Here is a 24,514-nt window from a genome sequence, read left to right as displayed (position 1 = left end):
GTGCTTTCGATGCGAGACTACCGGCACGCGAGCGTGCTGGGGGGCGAGAGGTGGAAGTGCGCTTCATGCCCGGCTGCGGGGTGGACGACGGCGAGCGGGCCGAGATCGAGTGGGTCCTCAGCAGGCTCGCCGTGGGCGTGGGACCGGGGCGTCTCGCACCACCCGTGCACAGGGTGGAGGTCGTCCGGCTGATCGCCGGTGGCCGCAGCGGGGCACAGGTACTGGAGGTACGGGTACAGCGCGGGGCGCCGGAGGTCACGGAGTGGCATGTGGCGAAGCTCCAGGACGCGGCGGCGGCGCGCGCCGAATGGACGGCGTACCAGGAGTACATGGCGCCTCTGGAGACTCCCTACCGCACGTCCGTCAGCGCGGTGAGCGTGACCGTGCTCGGTGCGGACGAGCCGCTGCCCGGCGACCGTGAGGTCGTCGTGTACCAGCACGTCAGCCAGCGGATCGGAGAGCCCGGTCGGCCCCTGGTGACGCTGGAGCAGCTCGCCGAGCAGGCCTTGGAGGGCTCCGGCGAGGCACTGCACAGCGCCCTGACGGCCTTGCGACGGCTGCTGCGGCAGCTCGGTGGCACCCTCTACCACGCATGGGCCCACGACACCCGGATCTCGCTGCGCTGGCTCAATCCCACCCTCGGCCCGGATCTGCTGGTGGAGGCCGGCGACGACGGAGCCCGGGCGGTACGGGTCTATCCGGCGGATCTGATCGCCGCCTCCTGCGCCGCCGACGACGACACGCGCGATCCGCGGTTCCGCGCCGGGGGACGGATCGCCGTGGAGGTCTCCTCGATCGCGGCCGACGACGACGGCAGGCTGTTGGCCCGTCCCTCGTCGGACACCTGTATCGAGGTGTGCCCCGGCCCCGGGGGCGAGCCGCCGCACCATGGGGGCGCGGCGAACGGTGGTCGGCTGTTGTACGCCACGGTGGTGGCCACCCGCACCGAACGGTACGGGCGGCTCTGCCATGAGGTGCTCGGGGATGCTCTCGTCCTCGAGAAATCCGTTGCCCGACTGGATGGTCGCGCGTTCGGGCATCCGTTCGCCCGGCTGCGGTCCGTCCTCGGTGATCCGGTGGAGGGCTGGGTCTCCTCGCCGGCCCATGGCGACCTCAATCCGCGCAACGTCCTGGTGGCCGACGACCAGCCCTACCTGATCGACCACGCGCGTGCCGCCGACCGGCAGCCGCAGATGGGTGATCCGGCCTGGCTGGAGATGAACCTGCTGCGCAATGTCGTCACTCCGAAGCTCGACTGGGGTGAACTCGTGCGGCTTCAAAGGGCGTTGACGGTCCGCTGTCGGCTCGGGCCCTCGTCGGACGATCCGCTGGGGGGCAGCGGAGCCGATGTGTGGCCGCTGGACGGCGAGTCCGCGCAGTTCGTGGCCGCCTTCCGGCTGTTGTGGCAGTTACGGGCGACCGCCCGTGACATCTACCCGGAACAGGGGCGCCTCCCCTGGTGGCGGGAGTACATGACCCAGCTCACCTTGGCGGCCTGCCGGACCCTGAAGTGGCCGGCCGAGGCCCACGACCGCTTCAGCGCGGGCGCGGCACTGGTGGCCGCGGGCGTGGCCGGTGAGTCTCTGGGGGATGACGGAGAGGGCGGGAAGCAAGGGACCTTCAGCTTGTGGCCGACCGCCGAACTGCGGTCTGCGGCGGCGTGGTTGCTGCCGCGGCTCGATCCCGAGAGGAGCGACGAAAGGGCGCTGCTGCTGGATCTGGTCGCGGCCCTCGCCGACAGCCGCGCGGGCACCCCCGACCCGCTCGCCGCCGCCCTCCAACAGGCCCGGCAGAGGGCCGTGCGCGCCCTGTGCGGCGCCGCCGTCGAACGTCGGCTGCACAAGCTGCGGCCCGGACGGTCGCCGTACATCGCCCTGCGGGCCTCCACCGGGGGCGGCACGAGGGAGGGCGACGCGCTGCGCCTGCTGGCCGAGGAGCAGGCGGCCGTCCTCGTGGGCAGCGCGGGGGCCGGCAAGTCGACCGTGCTGCGTGAGCTGGAGTACGGATACGCCCGCGCCGTCACCGGTGAGGACACGCAACTCCAACTCGCCGTACGTATGCCGCTGTTGCTGTCGGCGGCCGATATCGCCCGCACATGGCGCCCCGCCCTCCGGCACGACGAGCTGCTGGCCCTCACCTGCCCCGGCGCGGACCCGGCGGACGCCGCAGCCTATGGGGCGCTCCTCGCGCTCGACGGGGTCCATGTGCTGGTCGACGGTCTGGACGAGGTGTCCGAGCAGGCCAGGACGACCGTGTCCCTGTGGCTGGAGCGGCTGCGCGCCGACCATCCCGCCGTTCGGTTGAGCGTCTGTCATCGCACCTCGGCCTACCACGCGGCACCGGCCGAGATCCTGCGGCTGCCGACGGTGGTTCTGCATCCGGTCACCCGTGAACAGGCCCGCAGCTATACGGGCGGGCGGCTCGCCGGCCTGCTGTTCGACGACGAGGGCGACGCCGACACGGACGGCGGAGCAGGTGCGCCGGCCGGCCTGCGCCGGCTGATGGGCACTCCCCTGTTCCTGTGGATGGCCGTCGAAGCGCAGACCTCCCTCGACCCGCCGCCGCGCTCCGTCGGTGAGCTGTTCGCCGCCTTCACCACCTGGTACCTGACCGAACGGCACCATGAGGACGACACCGCCGACAGCCGCTTCCGGTACGGCCTCGAGGACAAGCTGCCGCTGCTGGAAGCCGTCGGCGAGCATCTGACGGAGCGCGGCAACCTCGCCCGCGTCCCGCTGAGCCTGCTCGGCCCTCGCCTCGCACAGGTACACCCTCACTGGCGAGAAGTGCTCGACGAGATGACCTCCTCCGAGTTCCTCACCGAGGAGCACGGATCGGTCGGCTTCTTCCACGAGTTGTTCCGGAGCTACTTCGCGGCGCGGGCGCTGGCCCGGTCGGCGGACACGGACCTGGACGGGCTGTTGCGCAGGATCCTGCGCTTCGAATGGCAGGAGGCGGCCCGCATGCTGGTCGGCCTCCCGTCGAACGACCGGGCCGGCGTCGTCCGACTCCTGGAGACGGCGGCCTCGGCGGATCCGCGCTACGGCGCCTGGCTCCTGCGTCACTGCCTGGCCCCGCCGCCCGACCTGATCCGGGACTTCGTCGCACGCCGTAAGGAGACGCTCGAGGACCCCGGCGCGGGGCGCACCGCCTGGCAGCGAGCGGCCACCGCGCTGGCCGTGCTGCGTCGGGAGCCCTCCTGGTCGGTCCTGGCCGACGTCGCCGCCGGGCCCGACCACCCGGCGGGCGGCCGGGTCGCCGCCCTGCGGGCCATGACCGATCCGCTGAGCCGTGACGCCGCGGCCGCCCGACGCGACGGCGACCGCGGTTCCGCCGATCTCGCCGCGCTACGGCAGGCCGTGGACGCCGTCCTCGGCGCACCGAATCCCGCGCCGATCGAGGTGAGGGTGGCCGCGCTGCGGGCGATCGGACGCGCGAGGCTGATCTCCCTCAGCGGGTACGCGGGCGAGCGTGTTGAGTCCGAGGCGCCCTGGCCACTCGTCCGGGAGGCGTGCGCGGCCCTGGCCGCCCTGGACATCGCCCTGACACCACGTCAGCAGGCCCGTCGCGAGGCCGCCTGCGTCAAGCGGCTGCGTGCTGCCGACGCCGAGGCGGACGGCACCTCGGTCGCCGCCGAGAGCGCCGCGCTGGTGCGGGAGCGGGCCGAACTGCTCGCCCTACTCGGGCAGTCATCCGATCCGTCGATGCTGGACCTGCTGCTGGAGCACCGTTTCCTGCCCGGCCTCGCCGATCTCCCCGACTGGTCGGGGTTGCTGAACGGTCCGGCCCGCGCCCGGCTGGCCGCCGACCCCGAGGATTCCGCAGCCTCCCTACTCCTCTCGGAGGACAAGACGCGGTCGGAGGCATTGCGGGTCTTCGCCGAGGGCGACGAACTGTCGGCGGTGGCCGCCGCGCACCGGATGCTGTCCGATCCGTCGGGGCCGCCCTGGGATCTGCTGGGGCTGATCTCAGCCGAGTCGTCCAACCGACGGCTGCTGGCGGCCGCCACCGCCATCGGCGGCCTCGGCCCGGGATCTCTCTTCCTCGCACAGCGAATCCTCCACCGGATCACCTCCGCGCCGGGGCCCGATCGGCTGGACGTACTGGCCGCCCTGGTCACCGCGGTCGGCCGCCATTCCCGTCAGCGCCGGGTCCGACTGGCGCACACCACCGCCCACGAGCTGGCACGGCACGGGGTGCGGCAGGCCATGCACGGCTCCTGGGCCCGGACCTTCTACGAGTCCGAGATCGACGACGACGTCCTCACCGAGTTGCTCGAGCGACCCGACGACGACAGCCTGGAGGAAGCCCTCGGCTACATGGGCGCGATCGACTTCCTGCTCACGGCCGGCGGACGACCGGACGGACTGACGCTCTCGCCCGACGCACGTCGGCGACTGCTGAGCCGGCTCCCCCACGAAGCCGAGGAGTTCGGCGAGCCCGAGGACCTGCTGCGGCGGGTGCTGGCCCTGTCGTACGCGGGGCTGCGGGGAGCATCGGGGTTCGTCGAGGCCGTCGCGGGCTCGACGACGGCCGCCGCCACACCGGTGCGTTACGTGCACTCCGGGCACGGCGTTCTCGAAGTGGCCCTGTCCGCCCATGCCGTGACCGCCGTCGGCTGGTTCGGGCGGCTCGCGGCGGAGAACCAGGACCAGCGCGCCATGCGTGAGGCCCAGGCATGGCTTCAGCGCCTGGACGTCGTGGACGGTCACCCCAGCCTGGAACGGGCGCGGTTGGTGGGACTCGGGCTGCTCGGTGTCTGGCGGCCGCTGCTGATCGGGCTCGTACCGGGCGACCCGGTGCTGCACGAGGCCGCCGCGAACGTCGTACTGGACTGGCTGCCGGTGCCGTACCCCACCGACACGCCGACCGATCACGCAAGCGTGGCCCGGTGGATCGGCCAGCGCCTGATGGCGGGGAGGGTGACCGACCCGGAGGTGCGGGAGGTCCTGTCCACCCTCGTGGCCGCGCTGGGGCAGCGGCTCGGGAGCTACGTCCATGATCCGATGCCGGCGACACCACCCACGGTGCCGATGCCCTCGATGCCGGACCTTGGGGAGCCGCGATGAGCGAACGGCCCGGCCTTCCCCGACAGGGTGACGGCCCTCGGCGGGAGGGGCCGACACGGCCACCCCTGTCCGACACCACGCGGGTGCGCGCGACGCTGCTGGAGCTGCTCGCGGCCGATCCCTCCATCGTCCGCACCACACACGTCTGGCTGGACGACGTGGAGCAGTCCCTGCAACGGCCTCTGCCGGTCGGCGGGGACGTGTCGGGGCCCCAGGCGCTGCGGGCTGTCGTCGACACCTGCCTGAGCGAACCGTTCGGCCTGCGGACGCTGGAGCAGGCGGTGACCGCCACGGCGGGAAGCCCCAGGACGGCCCGCGCACTGGCTCAACTCGCCGATGAGTGGCAGGCGTTGGAGCTGCTTCCCGGCGCCGACTGGAGTGCCTTGCGCGCTCTCCTCGGCGACCTGCGGTCGCCCGCGCTCCCGGCTCTGGGCCGACAGGCCGCCGGGGGCCGAATCGACGGACTGCCCGGTCACTGCGAAACGGCATGGTCGGCGTTCCTGTATCTCCTGGGCCTGAACGTGCCGGCGTCCGGTCTGCCGCCCGCCGCCGAGTTCCTGCTGCTGCTCTCCGAGGACGACCAGTTCCTTCGCACGCACGGCGCACAGGGGACCGGTCTCCTCGTTTCCTGGCTGGACAGTTGGGCGCGGGCCTGGTCGCTGGAGGAGGAGCTGGCCGACGCCCGGCGCACGGCGCACCGGACGGAGGGAACACGCGCGGAGCGGCTGCTGATGGTGCAACTGGCCCCCGATCTGCTGGAGTCCGACCGGTACACGCTGTCGCGGTGGGTGGGGTCCGGTCACGACCTCGTACCAGGCGACGAGCAGTCGGTCACCACCGGCGAGGTCGCCTCCGCGGTGGCGGCCGTGATCGCGGACGAGGTGCGGGCCGCCGCCGCGCCGCAAGCGCTCACCGCCGTCGAACTCATCCTGCCGCTGGCGCTGCTGAATCTTCCTGCCGCCCTCATGCGGGGCGACGACGTCACCGGGATCGGCATGCGCGACCGGCCGGTGGTCGTGCGCAGTCTGGAACGGCTGCGCAACCGGGGGTCGCACCGGCAATGGATGGACCGTTGGGATCGGCTCAACGCCTCTGAGGCCACCTCATCGGTGCGCTGGAACCGCCCGGACGACAGCGGAGAGGGACACCCCCTCCACGGGGCGCTGGCCTCGGACGCCGGGCTCGTGGGATGCGTACTGAGCACGCCGCCGGGGGCCGGAAGCCTCCACGGCCAACGGGAGGCCCGCACCGCCCTCCAACTCGGCATCCCCTTCCTGCTCTGGGACATCGAGGACTGTTCCCGCCCGGACTTCCGTGCCGCGGCCGAGGAGTTGCTGGCGCCGGGCCGGCTGGCCGACCTGCCCGACCGGCTCCTCGCCCTGCGCCGGCGGTCCCCGGCGGGCGAACGACTGGTCCTGCTCTGGGACGACCCCTACCGCCAGCCGGTGTGGAGCGGACTGTGAGCGGGGAGGCCGGGACGGCACCCGACGACGCCGAGGGGCCGGCCGCGCGTTCCTGGGTGATGGTCCGCGCGCTGGAGCGCCCGCCGTGGCCGCGCCCCGGCGCGCCGGCCGTGGGCCCGCTCAGCGAACGGCAGATCATGCGGGCGTTGCACGCACTGCTGGACGGCACCCCCTCGGACACGGTCGAAGACCAGGCGTTCCTGGCCGAGGAGCGCCATCACCGGGGTGCTGGAGCGGCGGGCCGTTGGGAGATGACGGTCGCGGTGGACAACGCGTTGTCCATGGAGGTCTGGCAACCGGTCGTGCGGGGCCTGGTCGAGCTGCTCATCCGGCTGGGGTTGTGCCGTCAGGAACGGGTCGTCGAGTTCGACAGCCACGGAGCGCGGCCCTCGGCAGTCGCTCCCGAGCGCGTCCCGCCCGGCCCGCTCCTGGTCCTGACCGACGGCATCGCCGCCGCCTGGCAGCTCGGGGCCCTGGACCGTTCCCTGCACGCCCTCGGCCAGGACCACTCCGTCGCAGTGATCCATCTCGTGCACGATCGGCTGTGGCCGAGCACGGGGATCCGGCCCGAGCCCTTCACCCTGCTGCGCACGGGCGCCGGCGGGGCGCCTTCCCGTCTGACCGGCTGGGAGGAGACCCGGGCGGGGGTGTTCCCGGTGCCCGTTCTCGCGCTGCGCGAGGACCATCTCAAGCAGTGGGCCGATTTCCTGACCGGGGGTGCGAACGGCTGGATACGGCTCCCGGCCGTACTGGTCCCCCGCGACCCGGCGGACACGGCTCCCGCCGCGCCGCAGGACGGCCCCGCGTCGGCCGCCGGCCTGCTCGCCGTGTTCGAGAACGCGGGCACGGAGTGGGCGCTGCGACTGGCCAGAGCCCTGGCCGCCGTACCACTGAATCTGCCAGTGATGCACCGCGTGCAGTCCCGGCTGATTCCCGGTTCCGCGCCGCACCTGCTCTCGGAGCTGATCATCGCCGGGCTTCTGGTACCGGTGGTGGGCCGGGAGTCGATACGCCGACACGACCGGGTCACCTTCGACTTCCCGGACGGCGTGAGGGAGTTGTTGCTCTCCGCGGCCACTCGCGCCGACACCGTCCGGCTCTTCGAGGACGCCGTGCGTTTCCTGGACCGGGACCTCGGAGTCGTCTGGCTGCGGGGGTGGGACAACCTGTCGACGCGTCCCACCCAGGAGGTCGTCGAGCCGGTCACGCCGGAGTCGGCGGCGTTCCACCGGGTCCGCGCGGCGGTCCTGGGCGCCGTGTTCGGGACGGCGCCCTCCGCGGCCTGGCGGGCCAGGGTGTCGCAGTCCACCGACGAATACGGCGGTTCCGCCGATCGTGGAGCGAATCTTCGCCAGGATGGACACACGACGTGAGCACCGCACCACACGTGCACAGCACCGTCCGGCCGCACCCCGGCCGGCGAGAGGGGGAACCGCGTGACCACTGATGTCTCCGACTACGGGGCCGCGAGTCCGTCCGACCCGGCGTGGGGGATCTACCGGGGCACGGGCGTGCCCCGGCCGGCCGGGATCGACGACCTCCCGCCCCCTCCCCCGTGGCGCACGTTCCACGGCGGTCCCGCACAGCCCCGCCCGCCCCAGGACGCGGACGAGATCCAACGACGCCTCGGGACGTACTCGCCGACGGCGCCGACCGACAAGGCGCAACTGGACGTCATCAACGCGGCGTTGTGCCTGCGGCGCCCCCTGCTGGTCACGGGACGGCCCGGTTCCGGCAAGTCCACACTGCCGTACCGGATCGCCCATGAGCTGGGCCTGGGACGGGTCCTGTACTGGCCCGTCACCAGCCGTACCTCGCTCCAGGACGGGCTCTACTCCTACGACGCCATCGGCCGCGTGCAGGCCACGGCGACCTGGCGGGCCATGATCGGTGTCGGGGGCGGCCCGGTGGTCTCCGACGGTGCGGCAGAGGCGCCCTCGGTCGGTGACTTCCTCAGCCTGGGCCCTCTGGGCACCGCTCTGTTGCCGTACGAACGGCCCCGCGTCCTGCTCGTCGACGAACTCGACAAGAGCGACATCGATCTGCCGAACGATCTGCTGAGCGTGTTGGAGGAGGGAGCGTTCGAGATACCCGAACTAGTGCGGTCCGAGGCCAGTTCGCCGTTGGTGGAGGTGCACACCGACGACCCCGATGCCAGGGTCTCCGTGCACGGCGGGCGCGTGCGCTGCCGGGCCTTTCCGATCGTGGTCATCACGAGCAACGGGGAGCGGGAGTTCCCCGCGGCCTTCCTGCGCCGGTGTCTGCGTCTGGACATACCGCAGCCCGGCGTCGAGGAGTTGGCGGCGATGGTGGCCGCGCACTTCTCGGCCGAGGTGGCGGAAAGGGCCCGTGACGTCATCGCGCAGTTCCACGAACGAAGCTCCAGGTCGGGCGGGTTGGCCGCCGATCAACTCCTCAACGCCGTGCACCTGATGACCTCCGGGGACCACCCCGCGCAGGGCGAGGAGTGGGACAGGCTGATGGCCGCCGTGTGGCGGCGACTGTCCGACTACTGACCCGCGAACGGGGCTGCCGACCCGGACCGGCACCGTCGGCCGGGGTGCCGCTGGTGATGTGGGACGTGGCGGTGCTGTTGGACGATCCCGACGGAGCAAGCCGGGACCGGAGCGAGGACGGACAGGACCCAGGACGGGGGGACACGAGCGATGACGCAGCAACGGCCCGAGCCCTCCGGCGATCTGACGGCCATGGAGATCGCCGAGGCGGTGTGGCTGGCGAGCGTGATCAGCCGACGGGGCGGCGCGCTGGACGGCCCGCCCGACCTCCGTGCGCGCTCGACGGACGTCCGCCCCGACTCCCCGGAATCAAGGCCGTCACCACCCGCCGACCATGTCCCCCCGCCGTCGGACGCCGAAGGTGAGGCGCGGCTGCCCGATGGTTCGGCCCCGGCCGTCGGCGGGCCCGGCCACCTCGACGCGGAGAGCGACACGCCCCGGCAGCAACGGTCGGCCGCACACTCCACGAAGGACGCCCCCGCGCTCGGTGGACGGCCCCGCACCCACACCCTGCCCGCCCTCTCCGACCCCTTGGCCCTCGCCCGCGCGCTACGGCCGCTGCGGAACCACGCCGCCGTCAGCCGCAATCGCCTCTTCGACGAGGCGGCCACCGCCCGGCGGGCCGCCGAGGACGACTTCTGGCTGCCCGTGTTCCGGCGGACGCGCAGCCGCCCCTGGGACGAGGCGACGCTGATCGTCGACGAGAGCCCGACGATGCGCATGTGGACCAGGACCGGCGCAGAATTCGCCGAACTACTGGCGCGCATTGACGCGTTCGCGACCGTACGGACGCTCAGGCTCGACACCACGACCGGTACCGACGGCCGCCTGCCCCTGCTGCGCAACCGGTCCGACGAGGTCTCGCCCCGCTCCCTGGGGGGCCCGGGCCGGCGCGGCGTCGTCCTGGTCCTCACCGACGGCGTCGGCGCCGCCTGGCGAACGGGGACGGCCCCTGCGCTGCTGCGCGACCTGGCGCGTACGCACACGACCGCGGTCGTGCATCTGCTGCCCGAGCGAGCATGGCCGTTCTCGGGGATCACGGCCCGGTCCGTACCGCTGCGCCTGGCAGCGCCGGGGCCGGGTAACACCGGACTTCTCGTATCCGGGCGGCAGGACGACGACATCCTCGACGAGTTGGCTTTCGACGAGGAGGGATGGGACACGGAAAGGCTGCCGCAGCCACTGGTGCCCGTCCTGGGCCTCCGCCCCGGCTTCCTCGGTCAGTGGTCGCGGTTGGCGGCCGGGCGGCGCACGTCCGAGCCGCTGAAGCTGCCTGTGATGCTCGACGTCGACAGTACTTCCGACGAACCCGGGGCGGCGGCACGGCCGGCCGCCCCGAGTGCCGAGCACACCGTCCGCCGAGCGCGTTCCGGTCTGTCGCGAACCGCGTTCGACGGGGCCGTCCGGCTGGCCGCGCTGCCCCTGTCAGAGGCCGTCGTGCACCAACTGCCTCTCCTGCTGGACCCGGGGTTCGAACTGGAACACCTCGGCGAACTCCTCGCCTCCAAGCTGTTGCTCATGGAGCCCACAGGAGCCGAGGGCGGCTTCGCGTTCGATCCCGGCGTCCGTGAAGAGCTGCTCGCGTACGGCAATCGCGCGGACACGTTCCATACCCTGCAAAGGGCGCTCCCGATCGTCGGCGACGGAGTGCAGCACGAGTTCCTGGAGTATCAACTACGGGTGTTCCGAGGCGAGGACGCGACATCGCCCGCAGTGACCGAGGCCAATCGTGCGCACATGACGCTGTCGACCACGGTGCTGCGTGCGGTGTCGGGACCGCCCGCGGTCACCGGCCTTCGCCCGGTGCCCGACGCGTCGGAAGTCCCACAGCCCGCGCCCGAAGAGATCGTGGCCACTGCGAAGGCCGTGACACTGTCCGCGAGCGCTCCGCCGGCCGGCGTGCGGTCGTATCGCCCCTCCAGCATCTGGTACGGCGTGCCGCCACGGAACGTGCACTTCTCCGGTCGCGTACGAGAACTCAAGACGCTCGAAGAGCGGTTGATGCCCGATGGACCGATGACGGCGGTCGACGCGTTGCTCGGGATGGGCGGCATCGGCAAGTCGCAGCTCGCGATCGAGTACGTGTACCGGCACAGCCACGCCTACGACGTCGTCTGCTGGATACCCGCGGGGCAGCCGTCACTTGTCGCGGCCGCCTTTCAGCAGATCGCCCCTCTTCTCGGCCTGCGGCTCTCCTCCGAGGCCCCGGTGAACGAGGCGGTGCCCGCGGTTCTGGAAGCGCTGCGGGCCGGGGACCTGTGGCAGCGATGGCTGCTTGTCTTCGACAACGCCGAGGCGGTGGAGGACGTGGAGCCCTTCTTCCCGCTGGGCGGCCCGGGGCGAGTTCTGATCACCTCACGCCATGCCCAATGGGCCCATGCCGCACGGGTGATGCGGGTTGATGTGTTCTCCCGGCAGGAGAGCCGTCAGCTACTGCTGCGACGTAACGAGCACATGAGTCCCGATCACGCCGATCTCGTAGCGGATACCCTCGGCGACCTGCCGCTCGCACTGGAGCAGGCGTCCGTCTGGATGCTCGAGACCGGCATGCCGGTGGGCGAATACCTCCGCCTGTTCCAGGAGAAGCAGGATGAGTTGCTCTCCGTGGACCCCCCACGGCACTACGACCTGCCAGTGGCCGCTGCCTGGAACATCGCGCTGGCCCGGCTCCGTGAGGAGTCGCCGCTGGCACTGCGCATCCTCCAGGTCTGCTCCCAACTCGCGTCGGTGCCCCTGCCCCGAAGCATGTTCGCTGCCGTCAACGGCGAGCATTCCGCTCCGGACGCGGTCCCCGTGACCGACCCCCTCCGGCTGAGTCGGGCGATCAGGTCACTGAACCGGTACAGCCTCGCGCGGATCGACCATCGCGCCAACACCATCCAGGTCCACCGGCTGGTGGGCGTCGCGGTGACCCGCGGCATGTCCCCGGCCGAGCGCGACGACGTACGCCGTACCGCCTGGCGACTGCTGGCCGCCCAGCCGCCGGGCGCGCACCTGACCGACCACCTGATCGCCTCAGGAGCCGCGGCGGCCACGGAGGAGTCGGTACGGGCCACCGTGCGCGCCCAGTTGGACTGGCTCGCCTCGAACGGCGCGACGGAGGACGGGCGGCGGCTGTCCCACGAGGTGCACGGCACCGGCAGCCCCTAGGCAGGGCTTGGTCCGGGCCGACGGGGCCGGACTACCACTGTCAAGGAGTTCCACGAGCACACCGGCCAGGAGTGCGACGACACCTGGTTCGGGAGATTTGGATCCGGATGCGAACGACGACAGCACGGGAGGGGCGGCGGAGCACTCGCGAGTGGCACGATCCGTGCCGCCTGACAGGTCGGCCACCACCGATGTGGCGGACCTGAGCTACCCCCGTGTCCTGCCCCAGGCCGGCCGACCAGGTGCTACAGCCTGATCACCGACACAGTGCCGGCGAAGAAGTTGGTCACATAGAGGCGGGTTCCGTCCGGGCTCACCGCCACGCCGCGGGGACCGCCACCGACAGGCATCGTGTCGACCACCTCGCCCCGCGCGGTGTCGATCACCGAAACGGTGTCGAACGGGAAGTGGGCCACGTACAGGCGGGCACCGTCCCGGCTCACCGCCACCCCGTACGGCCCGTCCGAGACCGGGATCGTCGAGATCACCGTGGTGCGCTCGAGGTCGACGACGGCCACCTGGTCGGAGAAGTAGTGGGTCACGTAGAGGTAGTTCTCGTCGGGGCTCACCGCTACGCCGACGGGGAAGTCGAGGCCGTGGACGGTGGCGAAGTCGCTCATGGCGAACTGGTCGGTGACCCATACCCGGTCCTCCAGCGCCAGCGCCAGATAGACGCGCCGGCCGTCGGGGCCGGCCGCCACCCCGTACGGAGCATGACCGAAATGGCTTGCGGAGACGTCGTCCGGCAACTCGACCTTCAGCAGGAGTTCCGTGTCGGGGACCGCGACGTGCAGCCGGGTTCCGTCCGGGGCAACTGCCGTGCCGTAGGGGCCGCCGTCGACCGCGATCGTGTCCACGATCTCCTCATCGGAGAGATCGACCACCACCACGGAGTCGGCCTTGAAGTCGCTCACGTAGAGCCGGGATCCGTCCGGGCTCACGGCCACACTGTGCGGGCTCTCCCCGACCCTGATGGTCGTGACCGTGACGGGGGCCGGGGGTGTGGTTGTGTTCGGCGTGCGGGTCACCTGCAGGCCTCGGTCGCGGGCCGCATCCAGAAGGCGGACCAGCGGCGTGTCGCCACGTTCGGCTGCCAGACGGTCCCGCCTGTCGTGTTCGGTGGCCATCACGGCATCTCCCAACTCCGGTTCATGGGCGGATGATTGTGCGCCGTTCGCACACAGCGCAGACAGGAGACGGCAGCGCCGCACCAGTGGAATCGGCGGACGCGGGCCGCGCAGTGCGTCATGGTCCTGCTCTTCAGTCTGGTGGAATTCCGGATGGCGTGCGACTCGGCCGCGTCCGCCCGTACTGGCGCGTGACACCCCCGGACGAGGGGTGTGGCCGTCTGACGGTCGCGTGTCACACACGCGCAGGAAGCGTGGTGGCGGGGTGAAGGAGGCCCGGCGCACGCGGGAATGGCGGCGGCATCGGTGCTCGGCCCGTCCGCGAACCGGACCGCGGTCCCGAATGGCCGCGACACGGTGCTCCTGGTCCCGCCACGCAACGGCCGGCCCTCCGAAGCGGGCGGCCCTGTGGATCGTGGACGACCGGCAGCCACAGGTTCAGCAGCCGGCCGCCACCTCAGTCACACCACGCCAGCAGGTTGTCGTACACGGGCTGGGTGATCCTCGTGCCGGAGTTGGCGGTCGCACCGCCGTACGCGTGCACCGCGACGCCGTAGCGGGTGCCCTGCGTGGCGTGGTAGACGGCACTGCCGCTCTGGCCGCCCATGGTGTCGATCTTGTAGTACACCTTCGTGGGGGAGACTGAGCTGATCTCTCGGCTGCCGTACCACTGGGTTCCGGGCGGCTTGTCCGCGGGATAGCCGGAGATCTCGCCGGTCCCTGCGAGCAGGTCCGCGTCGGGGAACACGGCGAAGCCCAGCCAGCCGGTGACCTTGCCCAGATCGGTGGGCAGGATGATGGCGCCGTAGTCGTAGTTTCGGTCCCCGTGCTTGGTCCAGGCTTCGGTCGACCGGAAGACGGTGCTGGTTGCGAAGCCGTAGGGCAGGCTCTCCCCGTCGCGGCCCGGCATGACGCGAATGCTGCGGACCCAGCCGTCGCGGCCAGGGACGCCACTGTTCTTGATGCACACGACATGGCCTGCGGTGGCAAGGGTGTGCGGTCCGATGAACCAGCCTGTCCCGTAGTAGAGGGCGCCGTCCGCGGCCGTGATCAGGAGCGAGGCATGCGCCCGCCACGGGTAGGCGGTGGTGTCGGTGATGCGCACCCGGTCGTCCGGCCCCATCGCGGACTCCGCCGTGGACGGTGGTGGACCGAACGACGCCGTGGCGATGTCCGGCAACACCGCCGACGGCGCCCGCCACGCGTCACGGACGATGCGGCTGGTGTCCAGGCGCTGGAATCCCGGCACATCCTCCACGCCGTCGACGTTCGTGCGCGCGGGCACGCCTGGCTCGCCCTCCGACGGCTCCGACCGGAGGGTCGCAGATTTGGCCGGCACGAAATCGGGTTCGGGCTGATTGGAAACGGCTGTATGCGGGTCGGATAGCACGTCCATTTTTTTCCTCTGCCAGAACAGAGCGGAAAGGTTTCCCTGCCAGCATCGCAAATTTCTCGGGCATCGCAACCGGTCACCGGTTCGCGACCATTCGGGTGAGACGCTGCAGGTCAAACCATTTTCCCATTTCCTCCGTTCGGTGCACGAAATGCGCGTACGGGCCTGTTCTGATGGGCCAAGGAAGCGGGGAGGATTACGGTCTTCTTGACACCGGCCCGACCGAATAGCGGTCGGTTCCGTGGTGTGCGACAAGAAGGAGGTATTCCCATGGGTGACGAACCCGGCAAGTGCGGAATCTACATCAAGGCCGAATCCGAAGAGGCCCCCGAGTCCGCCGACGGCGGTGGCGGGAGCGACCCGACGAAGTGCGGCATCAACCTGGCGGCGGATGAAGCGCCCGAGGGCGTCATCGCGCACGCCGGAAGCACCGGCACGGGCTCCGCCACGGCCGCCTCCGGTGACCCGGTGGACAAGTGCGGAATCTACATCGCCGCCGAGTAGCCGTCTGACCCCACAAGGCCGGCCCGGGACGCGGCGCGAGCGTTCGTCCCGGGCCGGAAAGAGCCTCATACGAAACCCGGGAGCCTTTGCATGCTCGGCACGCGCGTGGACGACGTCGACGCCCCACGACTGATCAAGAGCCGGCACGGCTGGTGGTTCGTCGGAAACCAGACGTGGACGCTCATCCAACCGGACCACGTCCGCCCCGACGGGACCGTCAGCCCTGCCGTCGATGCCTATCTGCGCGACCGGGGCGCCTACCGCCCACGCACCCCCACCTCGTTCTCCCTCACCGTCCTGACCACCACCGCCTGCAACCTGGGCTGCGCCTACTGCTTCCAGAACACCGATCTCGACACAACCGGCGGCAACCGCCCCGCGCGCATCGACCGCCGACGTCTGAACGCGGACACCATCGAGCGCATCATCACGTTCACCGCCGACCGCATGGCCCGGAGCGACTCGAAAAAGCTGTCCCTGCTCCTCTTCGGCGGCGAGCCGCTCCTCAACCCCGACGGCTGCCTCAGGATGCTGCGACGCGCAGGTGCCCTGAACCTGTGCTCCGCGCACATGACCACCAACGGGGTCCTGCTCACGCCGACGCTCTCCCGCGACCTGGAGAAGGCCGGCCTCAGTGGCATCCAGGTCACCTTCGACGGGAGCCGTGAGGACCACGACCGCATCCGCGTCAAGCACTCCGGTGCCCCCACGTTCGACACCATCGTGGACAACATCGCCCGAGCGAGTGAGGTGACCCGCCTTCGCTGGAGCCTTCGCATCAATGTCTCGCACCACACCTTCGACCGGATCGGCGAGATCTTCTCCCAGCTCGAAGGACGTATCGACCCGTCCCGCTGCACCTTCTCATTCGCCTGGGTCGGGGACGCCGGCTTCGGCTACGGCAACGACCTGCGGCCCATCAGCGAGGTCGGCAACCGCTTCGCCGCCTGGAGCATCGCCGCCCTCGAGGCCGGCTACCACGTCGTACGCCCCAGCATGCGGACCACCTGCCAGATCTGCACCGAGCCCGGCGGCCGGTACGGGTCAGTTGTGAACGCCGACGGAACACTGTTCAGCTGCTGGCAGTCGGCCGGCAAACCCGGCTTCGAAGTCGGCACCGTCGACACCGGATACAGCGACCTCGACTCGGCATCGAACAGATGGGTCTCCTGCGGCTACGAGTACGACCAACCGGACACGCTCGCCATGGACGAACTCCAGGACACGGTCGACGGGGCGCTCCTCGACCACCTCCACGCCACCGGCCGGCTCTGAACAGCCCTCAGGAGCCGAGACCGTGAAAGTGCTGCTCTGCCCGCTCAGTGACCCCGGCTACCTGTACCCGGCCATCGCCGTAGGGCGCGAGCTGCACCGACGCGGACACCACGTCACCCTCCTCGCCCGGCACGGCGCCGGTGCCACCGCAGCCGCGGCCGGCCTCCCCCTGACCGCGGTCGAGGACGACGACGGGACGGGCCCGCTGTCCGTAACCTGCTGGTTCAGACACCAGACGGACCAGTACCGGACGATCCTCGCCGAAGCACGCCTGCAGCAGCCCGACGCCCTGCTCACCTCGGTGCTGGGCCATGGAGCACTCCTGGCCGCCGAGACCCTCGACCTACCGGTCGTCGTTCTCGGACTCGCCGCGCATCTGTGGCCCTACGCCGCAGGCGGCGAAGGCGAACAGGAACGCCCCGCACGAAGACAGTGGCGCCTGCACGAGACCATCGGCTTCTACAACGCGCTCAGGGAAGAGGCCGGATTCACGCCACTGCCCGATCCTGCCGCCGCACGCGCCCTCCTCGGCACCCGCTTCCTCCTGCGCGGCGACCCCCTCCTGGAACATCCCGGCGCCCGTCTGCCGCCCGGTGTGCACCACGTCGGCCCCTGCCTGTGGGAGCCGGACCCCGATCCCGAGGAACTCGGCCGACTGCTCCACACCCCATCCGGCGACCGCAAGCCGTTTGCCTACGTCCACCTCGGACGGACCTTCGGGGGCACCGGGCTGTGGCCCCGGCTCAACTCCGCCTTCACCGAAGGGCCGTTGCGAGCCGTCGTCGAACTCGGCCGCTCCGGCCCACCCGCCCCGCACCCGCAGGCCGCCCTCACGACCGTCCGACTGCCATGGATGGCACCCCTCGTCAAACACGCCGACCTCGTCATCACCAGCGCCACCTCGGCGCCGGTACTCACCGCACTCACCCACGGCCGCCCCCTGCTCGTCGCCCCGGCAGGATCCGAACAACCGCTGCTCGCCGCAGCCTGCATCCGCGCAGGCGTCGCCCGCCGACTGCCGGAAGGAGCAACCCCCGACCTCCTCCTGGAAGTGCTGGGCGACAACTCGATCCGCCGGGCCGCCAACGGCCTCGCCGCCAGCCTGCTCGCGGCAGGGGGAGCACACCAGGCCGCCGATCACGTCGAACGAGCCGCGCGGCACGGAACAGAGCACAACGAGCAGCCAGGACCTCTGCGAAGGCACGCCCGTCGGTCTGCCGAATTGCTGGTGGGCGGCGACGGCGACCAGAAGGTCGCGACAGTCCGTCCGGACGAAGCTTCGACGCCCGACCGTCTTGTGGTCCGCGTGGACGATGGGCCGGTAGATCAGCCGTAGGCGTTCACCTGCCTTGTGGCAGGCCAGGGCGGCAACGGAGATTCCGGCGCTGGGAGCGTCCCCCGAACAGATCCAAGGTCCTGGAGTTCTGCCGCTACCTGCGCTCGCTGCACCCGGCCCACGTGCGCATCGCCATCGGGTGCTTACGACCGGGTGCGGTAGCGGAGGTAGACCACTCCGTTGGTGAGCCGGCGTTCCTCCAGGAGCTCCAAGCGGAGCCGGGCCCCGTCGGGGAGGAAGGGCTTGCCGCCGCCCATCACGGCAGGGCCGACGAACAGGTGGTACTCGTCCACCAGTCCTGCGGCGATCGCGTGGGCGGCGAGGGCGGCCCCGCCGACGGTGAGGTCGCGTTCGGACGATGCCTTCAGCCGCCGAACCGCCTCGAGGTCGAAGTCCCGTTCGATCCGGGTCCGGGTGGTGGGGGCCGACTCCAGCGTGCTGGAGTACACGACCTTGTCGGCCGCCTGCCAGATCTCCGCGAACTCCCGCGCCCCGGGCGACTGACCCGCGATGGACGGGTCGGTCTCCCAGACAGCCATCATGTCGAAAAGCCGGCGCCCGTACAGGTAGGTCCCGACCGGCCGCAGCACGTCGTTGATGAAGGAGTAGTACTCCTCGTCCGGTACCGCCCAGTCGAAATTGCCGTCCGCGTCGGCGATGTAGCCGTCGAGGGACACATTGAACATGTAGATCAACTTGGCCATGCGAGGCTTCTCCCAGGTCGGGGCCACGTGTACGTCCCGCAGCACACTAGCCCGCGGCTGTGACAATGCCCGGCGACCAGCACCGTAGCCTGCGGCGCCGGTGAACAGCCGGTCCAGCGGGAAACCGATAGGGACGTCGTTCGCCGAGGCGCGCTTGTCCTCGAACTCGGTGCGATCCGGGTTGAGGTACTTCCACTCGATGCCAGCCTTGATCTCCTCCGGTGAGGTGACGCCTTCGGGTTGAACTTGACATCCTCCCCGTCCTAAAGGACGGGGAATCCCGCCTGGCTGCCGGTGGTATCCGGCGGGGCCTTCGGGTGGGTTCCCCGTTCAACGGGCCGTGCCCGGTGTGGGGTTTCCACTCCGGGACTGACCGGCCCTCCAGGGGCGTTCAGCCTCTCCGCCTGCCCGGCGGCGAGGATCACACGCGACGCATTGAGGTCACGATCATGCTCAGTCCCGCAGCCCTCGCACCGCCAGACGCGTACGTGCAGCGGCTTCCTCCCGTCCACCATCCAGCAGACCGAGCAGGTCTGGGAGGACGGCAGCCAGCGGGAGACGACACCGAGGTGCCGGCCGTAGCGGGCCGCCTTCTCCTCAAGCACCCGGCGGAACATGCCCCACGCGGCGTCGTGCACGGACTTGGCCAGGCGGGTGCGGGCCAGGCCGGAGACCGACAGGTCCTCGAGGTAGACCGCTTGGTTGTCGCGGATCAGCCTCCAAGCCTGCTGGTGGCACCAGTCCCTGCGCGCATCAGCCACCCGCGCATGCGCACGGGCGACCTTCAGCCGGGCCTTCGCCCGGTTCCTCGACCCCTTTGTCTTCCGGCTCAGCATCTGCTGCGCTTTCCGTAGCCGGCGCTCGGCCTGCCGCAGGAAGCGGGGATTGTCGATCACCTGCCCATCCGACAGCACGGCGTAGTGCGTCAGGCCCAGGTCGATGCCCACCTCCGCCTCCACCACAGGCAGCGGTTCGGGTTCGACGTCCACCACGAAACTCGCGAAGTAGCGGCCCGCAGCATCCCTGACCACCGTCACCGACGACGGGATGGAGGGCAGTTTGCGGGACCAGCGGACCCGCACCTCCCCGATCTTCGCCAGATATAGGCGGCCGTTGCCGCGCAGGCGGAATCCGTTTCTGGAGAAGCGGACGGCCTGCCGATTGTCCTTCTTCGACTTGAACGCCGGCAGTCCCACACGGCGTCCTCGCCGTTTGCCCGACAGCGAGGAGAAAAAGTTCGCGTATGCCGTATCGAGATCGCGAAGGGCGGACTGCAGGGCGTCGACCGACACCTCGGTCAGCCAGGCCCGCTCCGGTGTCCGCTTCGCGTCGGTGATCACCTGCTTCGCCAGAGCACCCGTCGCGATCCGCGACCCGTCCGCCCGGTAAGCGGCCTTCCTCGCCGCCAGCGCATCGTTGTAGACCACCCGGGCACAGCCGAACGTACGGGCCAGCGCGATGCGCTGACCCGGCGTCGGCTCGATCCGGAAGGAGTACCGCAGATGCATAGGAGCAACCTAGCGGCCGCCACTGACAACGCTGTTCCGCCCGGCGGGCGCAACAGCCCTCCCTGCCCTGCTCCGCAGGAGCTTCGCTTCCTCCCCGACCCAAAGGCCGCGGTATCCACAAAGGAGACACAATGAACTGATCATTGCCCGCCAGGGCCTCAACGGCACACACCGCCCGACGGACAAGCCCACAACGGGCTCTGACGAGACATGAGCGCTGGCCCCGCCAACCGGTTGCCGTCACCGACCAAACATCGCAGACGGCGCGCTCGGCCGGGCACCCGGGCCCACCGTCTCGCGGATCCGCTCACGCAGCCGGTCGTGGAATTCGGCGATCGAGGTCGAAGATTACCGGCGAACCCCGTCACTACCTTCATGCGGGCCAGCCCAGACCGACCCGGCCTCGTCGACCGCAGGGCATCGGCTCACCTGCCCGACTGGGGTACCACAGATCGGCCATCGTGGCGATGGTGCCGGGAGGGCCTACCACGAGGATGCCATGCCCCCGTTTTCCGTGACTACGGGTGCAGCTTCTCGCCCTTCGTTAGCATCGCCACGTACTTCTCGATCCGGCGCGCCCGGGTCTCGGCCTTCTTGGCGTCCTGGATGCGGTACAGGATCGCGAAGCGGTTCTGCCGGTCCAACGTCTCGAAGAACTCCGCCGCGGCCGAGTTGGCGGTCAGGGCCGCCGCGAGGTCGTCCGGCACCGTGATCTGAACCGGGCCGACGTCGGTCAGCACGGTCTTGGACCGGGCCCCGTTGCGGCTGTTGCCGCTGCCGGCACCGGCCGGATCGTGCTTCTCGTAACCGAGGTGGTCGGTGATTTCGCCTTCGAGGGCGGACTCCAGCACGCGCTTGGTCAGCTGCTGCAGCAGCCCGCCATCGCCGGTCAACTGCAGGCCGCTCGCGCGGGCCCGGTCGACCAGTTGCCCAATCAACTGGTCATCCAGCAGATCCGTCGGCAACTCGGCCGGGCGGACCTCTTCAACCGCCTCGGCAGAGACAGTCACGTCACTCATCAGGTGCTACTTCCATGATCGGGAGTTACACCGAAGACCGTACCCGTTGCTGGGACTGCTGCAGGGTTGGGTGACACCTGACCTGGCTTGCTGAGAGGCGGCCTGGAAGGATGTCGCAGTGCCCAAGCCCTATCCCAAGGAGTTCCGCGAGGACGTCGTGCGGGTCGCGCGCAACCGCGAGCCCGGCGTCACGCTGGAACAGATCGCCAGCGACTTCGGCGTCCACCCGGCCTCGTTGACGAAGTGGATCCGCCGTGCCGAGGCCGAAGAACGCGGCGAGCCGAGCCCGACCGCCCCCGGCTCCGGCGCCTCACGCAGTGAGTCGGCCGAGTTGGCCGAGGCCCGCAGGCGGATCCGGCTGCTGGAGCAGGAGAACGAGGTCCTCAGGAGGGCCGCGGCGTATCTGTCGCAGGCGAACCTGCCGGGAAAATGATGTACCCGCTCGTCCGTGAGCTGGCCGCACTGGATGCCCCTTGCCGGGTGCCGGTGGCGGTGACGTGCCGGGTGCTGGGGCTGGCCCGCCAGCCCTACTACCGGTGGCTGAAGAGGCCGGTCACCGACGCCGAACTGGCCGAGGCATACCGGGCCAACGCCCTGTTCGACGCGCATCGCGACGACCCGGAGTTCGGCCACCGCTTCCTGGTGGACGAGGCCCGGGCGGCCGGTGAGGAGATGGCGGAGCGGACCGCCTGGCGGATCTGCCGGGACAACGGCTGGTGGAGCGTGTTCGGTAAGCGGAAAGGCCGCGGCAAACATGCCAAGGTCGGCCCGCCGGTGCACGACGACAAGGTGCAGCGGGACTTCACCGCCCCGGCGCCGAACCGGCTGTGGCTGACCGATATCACCGAACACCCCACCGGAGAAGGCAAGTTGTATCTCTGTGCGGTCAAGGACGTCTTCTCCGGCCGCATCGTGGGCTATTCCATCGATTCCCGGATGAAGTCCCGCCTCGCGGTGAACGCCCTGCAGTCCGCGATAGACCGCCGCGGTCACGTGGCCGGATGCTTGGTGCACTCCGATCGCGGATCGCAAGGCGGATTCAACCGGTCGTCGCAACACCTTGATTTCGGAGGTGTTCAAGATCGCTACGGAGGACTGGAGCAGGAAGACCGGCGATGCGCCCGCGGAACTTCGGCGGCAGTGGCGTGCTGACCGGGCGCTGAGGCCGGCGATGCGCTCGCCTGGACGGCCTGATCCGTCTCGGGTGGTGCAGCGGCAGTTCTGGCGGCTGATCGCCACAGGCGTCACGACGGCTGAGGCATCGCTGGCGGTCGGGGTGTCGGTGCCCGTCGGTTCTCGATGGTTCCGTCACGCTGGCGGCATGCCGCCGATCTCTCTGGCCGAGCCCACCGGCCGCTACCTGAGCTTCGAGGAACGCGAGGAGATCGCGATTCTGCGCGCCCGGGACAAGGGTGTGCGTGAGATCGCCCGCGCGATCGGACGTGACCCGGGGACGATCTCACGCGAGTTGCGCCACAACGCCGCCACCCGCAGCGGGAAGCAGGAGTACCGGGCCACAGTCGCGCAGTGGAAGGCACAGCAGGCCGCGAAGCGCCCGAAGGCGGCCAAGATCGCAGGCAATGACAGGTTGCGTGAATACGTACAGGAGCGGCTCGCCGGCAGTGTCCGCCGTCCCGACGGCACGATCGTCACCGGGCCCACGACGCCCGCGTGGAAGGGCCTGAACAAGCCGCATCGCCAGGACAGAAGATGGGCGACGGCATGGAGCCCGGAGCAGATCTCGCGCCGGCTTCGCCTCGACTTCCCCGATGATGAGTCCATGCGCATCAGCCACGAAGCGATCTACCAGGCCCTGTTCATCGAGGGCCGTGGTGCGCTCAAGCGGGAGCTGGTCACGTGCCTGCGTACCGGCCGGGCACTACGGACTCCCCGTGCGCGGTCGCAGAACAAGCCGCAAGGGCATGTCACCGCGGACGTCGTCCTCAGCGAACGCCCTGCCGAGGCAGCCGACCGCGCGGTCCCCGGACACTGGGAAGGCGATTTGATCATCGGGACGGGCCGCTCCGCGATCGGCACGCTGGTCGAGCGCAGCAGCCGCTCCACGCTTCTCGTGCACCTGCCCCGGCTCGAAGGCTGGGGCGAGAACCCGCCGGTGAAGAACGGCACCTCGCTCGGGGGCTACGGCGCGATCGCGATGAACGCGGCACTCACCACGTCGATGGCGCAACTGCCCGAGCAACTGCGCAAAACCCTCACCTGGGACCGCGGGAAGGAACTCTCCGGCCATGCCCAGTTCGCTCTCGATACCGGGACGAAGGTGTTCTTCGCCGATCCGCACTCGCCCTGGCAACGACCGACGAACGAGAACACGAACGGGCTACTGCGTCAGTACTTCCCGAAGGGCACCGACCTCTCCCGGTGGTCGTCCGTGGACCTCGAAGCCGTCGCGCTGGCGATCAACAACCGGCCCCGCAAAGTACTCGGTTGGCGGACACCGGCCGAGGTATTCGAGGAACAGCTACGCTTCCTACAACAGCCCGGTGTTGCAACGACCACTTGAACTCACCCAATTTCGCGCCAGGAAATTCGTGTCTGTTCTGACCCGCAATGGCCTGGTCGGCTCGATGGGCCGGGTCGGGGCCGCCGGCGACAACGCGGCCATGGAGAGCTTCTTCGCGCTGCTGCAGAAGAACGTCCTGGACCGCCGGGCCTGGGCCACCCGGCAGGAACTGCGGACCGCGATCGTGACCTGGATCGAACGCACCTACCACCGGCGCCGACGCCAAAGACGCCTGGCCAGATTGACCCCCATCGAGTTCGAGACCATCATGACCCCACCCGCAGCACTCGCTGCGTAAACCCCGCTGTCACCTGATCACGCAGCAGTCCCCTCGTTACCGGTAGTTGGTGTGTGACTTCTGCTGCTGGTGCGTCAGTTCCTCGTCGGGGCCCGAAGTTGGAGCCGTTGCTGCTGTCTGCCGAGGAGCGGACGGAGTTGGAGCGGTGGACGGGCCGGGCGACGTCGGCCCAGACCCTGGCCCTGCGGGCGCGGATCGTGCTGGCGCGTGCCGGGCCTGAGATGCCGCCAATCGTCGCGGTCGCCTGGGAGCTCAGGGTGACTGCGGACACGGTCCGCAAGTGGCGGCGGCGCTTCCTCTCATGGCCGCCGCCATGTTCCTCACTCGTCCCGCTCCCGGAATCTCAGGGACCAGCGATCCCGACAGCCAGAAGTACGCTCTTCAAGTCGCCGTCCAGCGCTGCCTGAAGGAAGTCGGACACTGATAACCAGCGGTGGCCGAACGCGCTCCCACGGCAGCACCCGCCAAAGATCAGGATCGATGGCCGGAACAGTGGCGGCCGACCCGACGAAGCGGATTAGGGTCCTTCAATACAGTGAGCCGTTTCCATCTTGATCAGCTGGTGAGTTCGAGAGTGACGATGGCGCGGACGACGGTGGTGATCCTCGTGGTGCTGCAGCGCAGTTTGCGA

Annotated in this window: 16 protein-coding genes and 1 pseudogene; 12 read left to right on the top strand and 5 right to left on the bottom strand. The window is 70.2% G+C overall.

Annotation, left to right across the window (positions count from 1 at the left end; genetic code table 11):
• Positions 1 to 50: 50 nt before the first annotated feature.
• The 5 genes from ABT296_RS35170 to fxsT all read left to right on the top strand — a co-directional run bounded on the left by ABT296_RS35170 (position 51) and on the right by fxsT (position 12,198).
• Entirely contained in the window at positions 51 to 5,069 is a 5,019-nt protein-coding gene (locus ABT296_RS35170) for a hypothetical protein (protein ID WP_351933607.1), read from the top strand.
• A gap of 83 nt (positions 5,070 to 5,152) precedes the next feature.
• Positions 5,153 to 6,532 (top strand): VMAP-C domain-containing protein, encoded by a 1,380-nt coding sequence (locus ABT296_RS35165; protein WP_351933605.1) that lies wholly within the window; start codon positions 5,153 to 5,155, stop codon positions 6,530 to 6,532.
• A complete protein-coding gene (locus ABT296_RS35160) occupies positions 6,529 to 7,905 on the top strand; it encodes an SAV_2336 N-terminal domain-related protein (protein WP_351933603.1) in 1,377 nt (458 codons plus the stop codon). Before ABT296_RS35165 ends, ABT296_RS35160 begins: the two co-directional genes overlap by 4 nt.
• 63 nt (positions 7,906 to 7,968) lie before the next feature.
• The gene (locus tag ABT296_RS35155; protein WP_351933601.1) at positions 7,969 to 9,048 is read left to right on the top strand and encodes an AAA family ATPase; all 1,080 of its coding nucleotides are present in this window, start codon (positions 7,969 to 7,971) and stop codon (positions 9,046 to 9,048) included.
• A 150-nt stretch (positions 9,049 to 9,198) separates the two neighbouring features.
• Entirely contained in the window at positions 9,199 to 12,198 is a 3,000-nt protein-coding gene (fxsT, locus tag ABT296_RS35150; protein WP_351933599.1) for an FxSxx-COOH system tetratricopeptide repeat protein, read from the top strand.
• 245 nt (positions 12,199 to 12,443) lie between these two features.
• On the opposite strand, the gene ABT296_RS35145 is transcribed toward fxsT, so the two are convergent.
• Together ABT296_RS35145 and ABT296_RS35140 are read right to left on the bottom strand one after the other, a co-directional pair.
• On the bottom strand, positions 12,444 to 13,325 hold the full coding sequence (locus ABT296_RS35145) for a YncE family protein (RefSeq protein WP_351933619.1): 882 nt from the start codon (positions 13,323 to 13,325) through the stop codon (positions 12,444 to 12,446).
• A gap of 457 nt (positions 13,326 to 13,782) precedes the next feature.
• A complete protein-coding gene (locus ABT296_RS35140; RefSeq protein WP_351933597.1) occupies positions 13,783 to 14,610 on the bottom strand; it encodes a trypsin-like serine peptidase in 828 nt (275 codons plus the stop codon).
• A gap of 378 nt (positions 14,611 to 14,988) precedes the next feature.
• Between ABT296_RS35140 and ABT296_RS35135 the strand changes: the two genes are divergently transcribed.
• The 3 genes from ABT296_RS35135 (at position 14,989) to ABT296_RS35125 (ending at position 17,833) form a co-directional block, all read left to right on the top strand.
• Complete coding sequence (locus ABT296_RS35135) at positions 14,989 to 15,222, top strand: hypothetical protein (RefSeq protein ID WP_351933595.1); 234 nt, start codon at positions 14,989 to 14,991, stop codon at positions 15,220 to 15,222.
• A gap of 90 nt (positions 15,223 to 15,312) precedes the next feature.
• Positions 15,313 to 16,497: a radical SAM protein gene (locus ABT296_RS35130; RefSeq protein WP_351933593.1), complete on the top strand. Its 1,185-nt coding sequence runs from the start codon at positions 15,313 to 15,315 to the stop codon at positions 16,495 to 16,497.
• 22 nt (positions 16,498 to 16,519) lie between these two features.
• Positions 16,520 to 17,833: a glycosyltransferase gene (locus ABT296_RS35125; protein WP_351933591.1), complete on the top strand. Its 1,314-nt coding sequence runs from the start codon at positions 16,520 to 16,522 to the stop codon at positions 17,831 to 17,833.
• Positions 17,834 to 17,976: 143 nt separating this feature from the next.
• Here ABT296_RS35125 and ABT296_RS35120 read toward each other — a convergent pair whose 3' ends face one another.
• The 3 genes from ABT296_RS35120 to ABT296_RS35110 all read right to left on the bottom strand — a co-directional run bounded on the left by ABT296_RS35120 (position 17,977) and on the right by ABT296_RS35110 (position 21,064).
• Positions 17,977 to 18,537 (bottom strand): dihydrofolate reductase family protein, encoded by a 561-nt coding sequence (locus ABT296_RS35120; protein ID WP_351933589.1) that lies wholly within the window; start codon positions 18,535 to 18,537, stop codon positions 17,977 to 17,979.
• A 263-nt stretch (positions 18,538 to 18,800) separates the two neighbouring features.
• Positions 18,801 to 20,045: an RNA-guided endonuclease InsQ/TnpB family protein gene (locus ABT296_RS35115; protein ID WP_351933587.1), complete on the bottom strand. Its 1,245-nt coding sequence runs from the start codon at positions 20,043 to 20,045 to the stop codon at positions 18,801 to 18,803.
• Positions 20,046 to 20,563: 518 nt separating this feature from the next.
• Positions 20,564 to 21,064 carry a YdeI/OmpD-associated family protein gene (locus ABT296_RS35110; RefSeq protein ID WP_351933585.1) on the bottom strand — a complete coding sequence of 167 codons (501 nt, stop codon included), beginning with the start codon at positions 21,062 to 21,064 and terminating at the stop codon, positions 20,564 to 20,566.
• A gap of 118 nt (positions 21,065 to 21,182) precedes the next feature.
• Here ABT296_RS35110 and ABT296_RS38800 point away from each other — a divergent pair, with 118 nt between their 5' ends.
• The 4 genes and pseudogenes from ABT296_RS38800 to ABT296_RS35095 all read left to right on the top strand — a co-directional run.
• Positions 21,183 to 21,497 carry a transposase gene (locus tag ABT296_RS38800; protein WP_502977402.1) on the top strand — a complete coding sequence of 105 codons (315 nt, stop codon included), beginning with the start codon at positions 21,183 to 21,185 and terminating at the stop codon, positions 21,495 to 21,497.
• Positions 21,494 to 22,216, top strand: coding sequence for a DDE-type integrase/transposase/recombinase (locus ABT296_RS38795; RefSeq protein WP_502977401.1), 723 nt, complete (start codon positions 21,494 to 21,496; stop codon positions 22,214 to 22,216). The genes ABT296_RS38800 and ABT296_RS38795 overlap by 4 nt, the downstream gene beginning before the upstream one ends.
• Before the next feature lie 19 nt (positions 22,217 to 22,235).
• Positions 22,236 to 23,585 (top strand): IS30 family transposase, encoded by a 1,350-nt coding sequence (locus ABT296_RS35100; RefSeq protein WP_502977403.1) that lies wholly within the window; start codon positions 22,236 to 22,238, stop codon positions 23,583 to 23,585.
• 4 nt (positions 23,586 to 23,589) lie between these two features.
• Positions 23,590 to 23,883: pseudogene (locus tag ABT296_RS35095) on the top strand (integrase core domain-containing protein); the annotation flags it as partial.
• Positions 23,884 to 24,514: the final 631 nt, after the last annotated feature.

The sequence above is a fragment of the Streptomyces sp. NPDC000983 genome (assembly GCF_040299205.1).
In the GTDB taxonomy this organism is placed as follows: Bacteria; Actinomycetota; Actinomycetes; order Streptomycetales; family Streptomycetaceae; genus Streptomyces.
The sequence above is the reverse complement of the archived record's forward strand: the minus strand, read 5'-3'. Positions and strand labels throughout refer to the sequence as shown.

Coding starts and splice junctions, on each gene's coding strand:
- ABT296_RS35100 (WP_502977403.1), top strand. CDS start 22,236: ATGCGCTCGCCTGGACGGCCTGATCCGTCTCGGGTGGTGCAGCGGCAG.
- ABT296_RS35145 (WP_351933619.1), bottom strand. CDS start 13,325: ATGGCCACCGAACACGACAGGCGGGACCGTCTGGCAGCCGAACGTGGC.
- ABT296_RS35110 (WP_351933585.1), bottom strand. CDS start 21,064: ATGAGTGACGTGACTGTCTCTGCCGAGGCGGTTGAAGAGGTCCGCCCG.
- ABT296_RS35120 (WP_351933589.1), bottom strand. CDS start 18,537: ATGGCCAAGTTGATCTACATGTTCAATGTGTCCCTCGACGGCTACATC.
- ABT296_RS35115 (WP_351933587.1), bottom strand. CDS start 20,045: ATGCATCTGCGGTACTCCTTCCGGATCGAGCCGACGCCGGGTCAGCGC.
- ABT296_RS35130 (WP_351933593.1), top strand. CDS start 15,313: ATGCTCGGCACGCGCGTGGACGACGTCGACGCCCCACGACTGATCAAG.
- ABT296_RS35135 (WP_351933595.1), top strand. CDS start 14,989: ATGGGTGACGAACCCGGCAAGTGCGGAATCTACATCAAGGCCGAATCC.
- fxsT (WP_351933599.1), top strand. CDS start 9,199: ATGACGCAGCAACGGCCCGAGCCCTCCGGCGATCTGACGGCCATGGAG.
- ABT296_RS38795 (WP_502977401.1), top strand. CDS start 21,494: ATGATGTACCCGCTCGTCCGTGAGCTGGCCGCACTGGATGCCCCTTGC.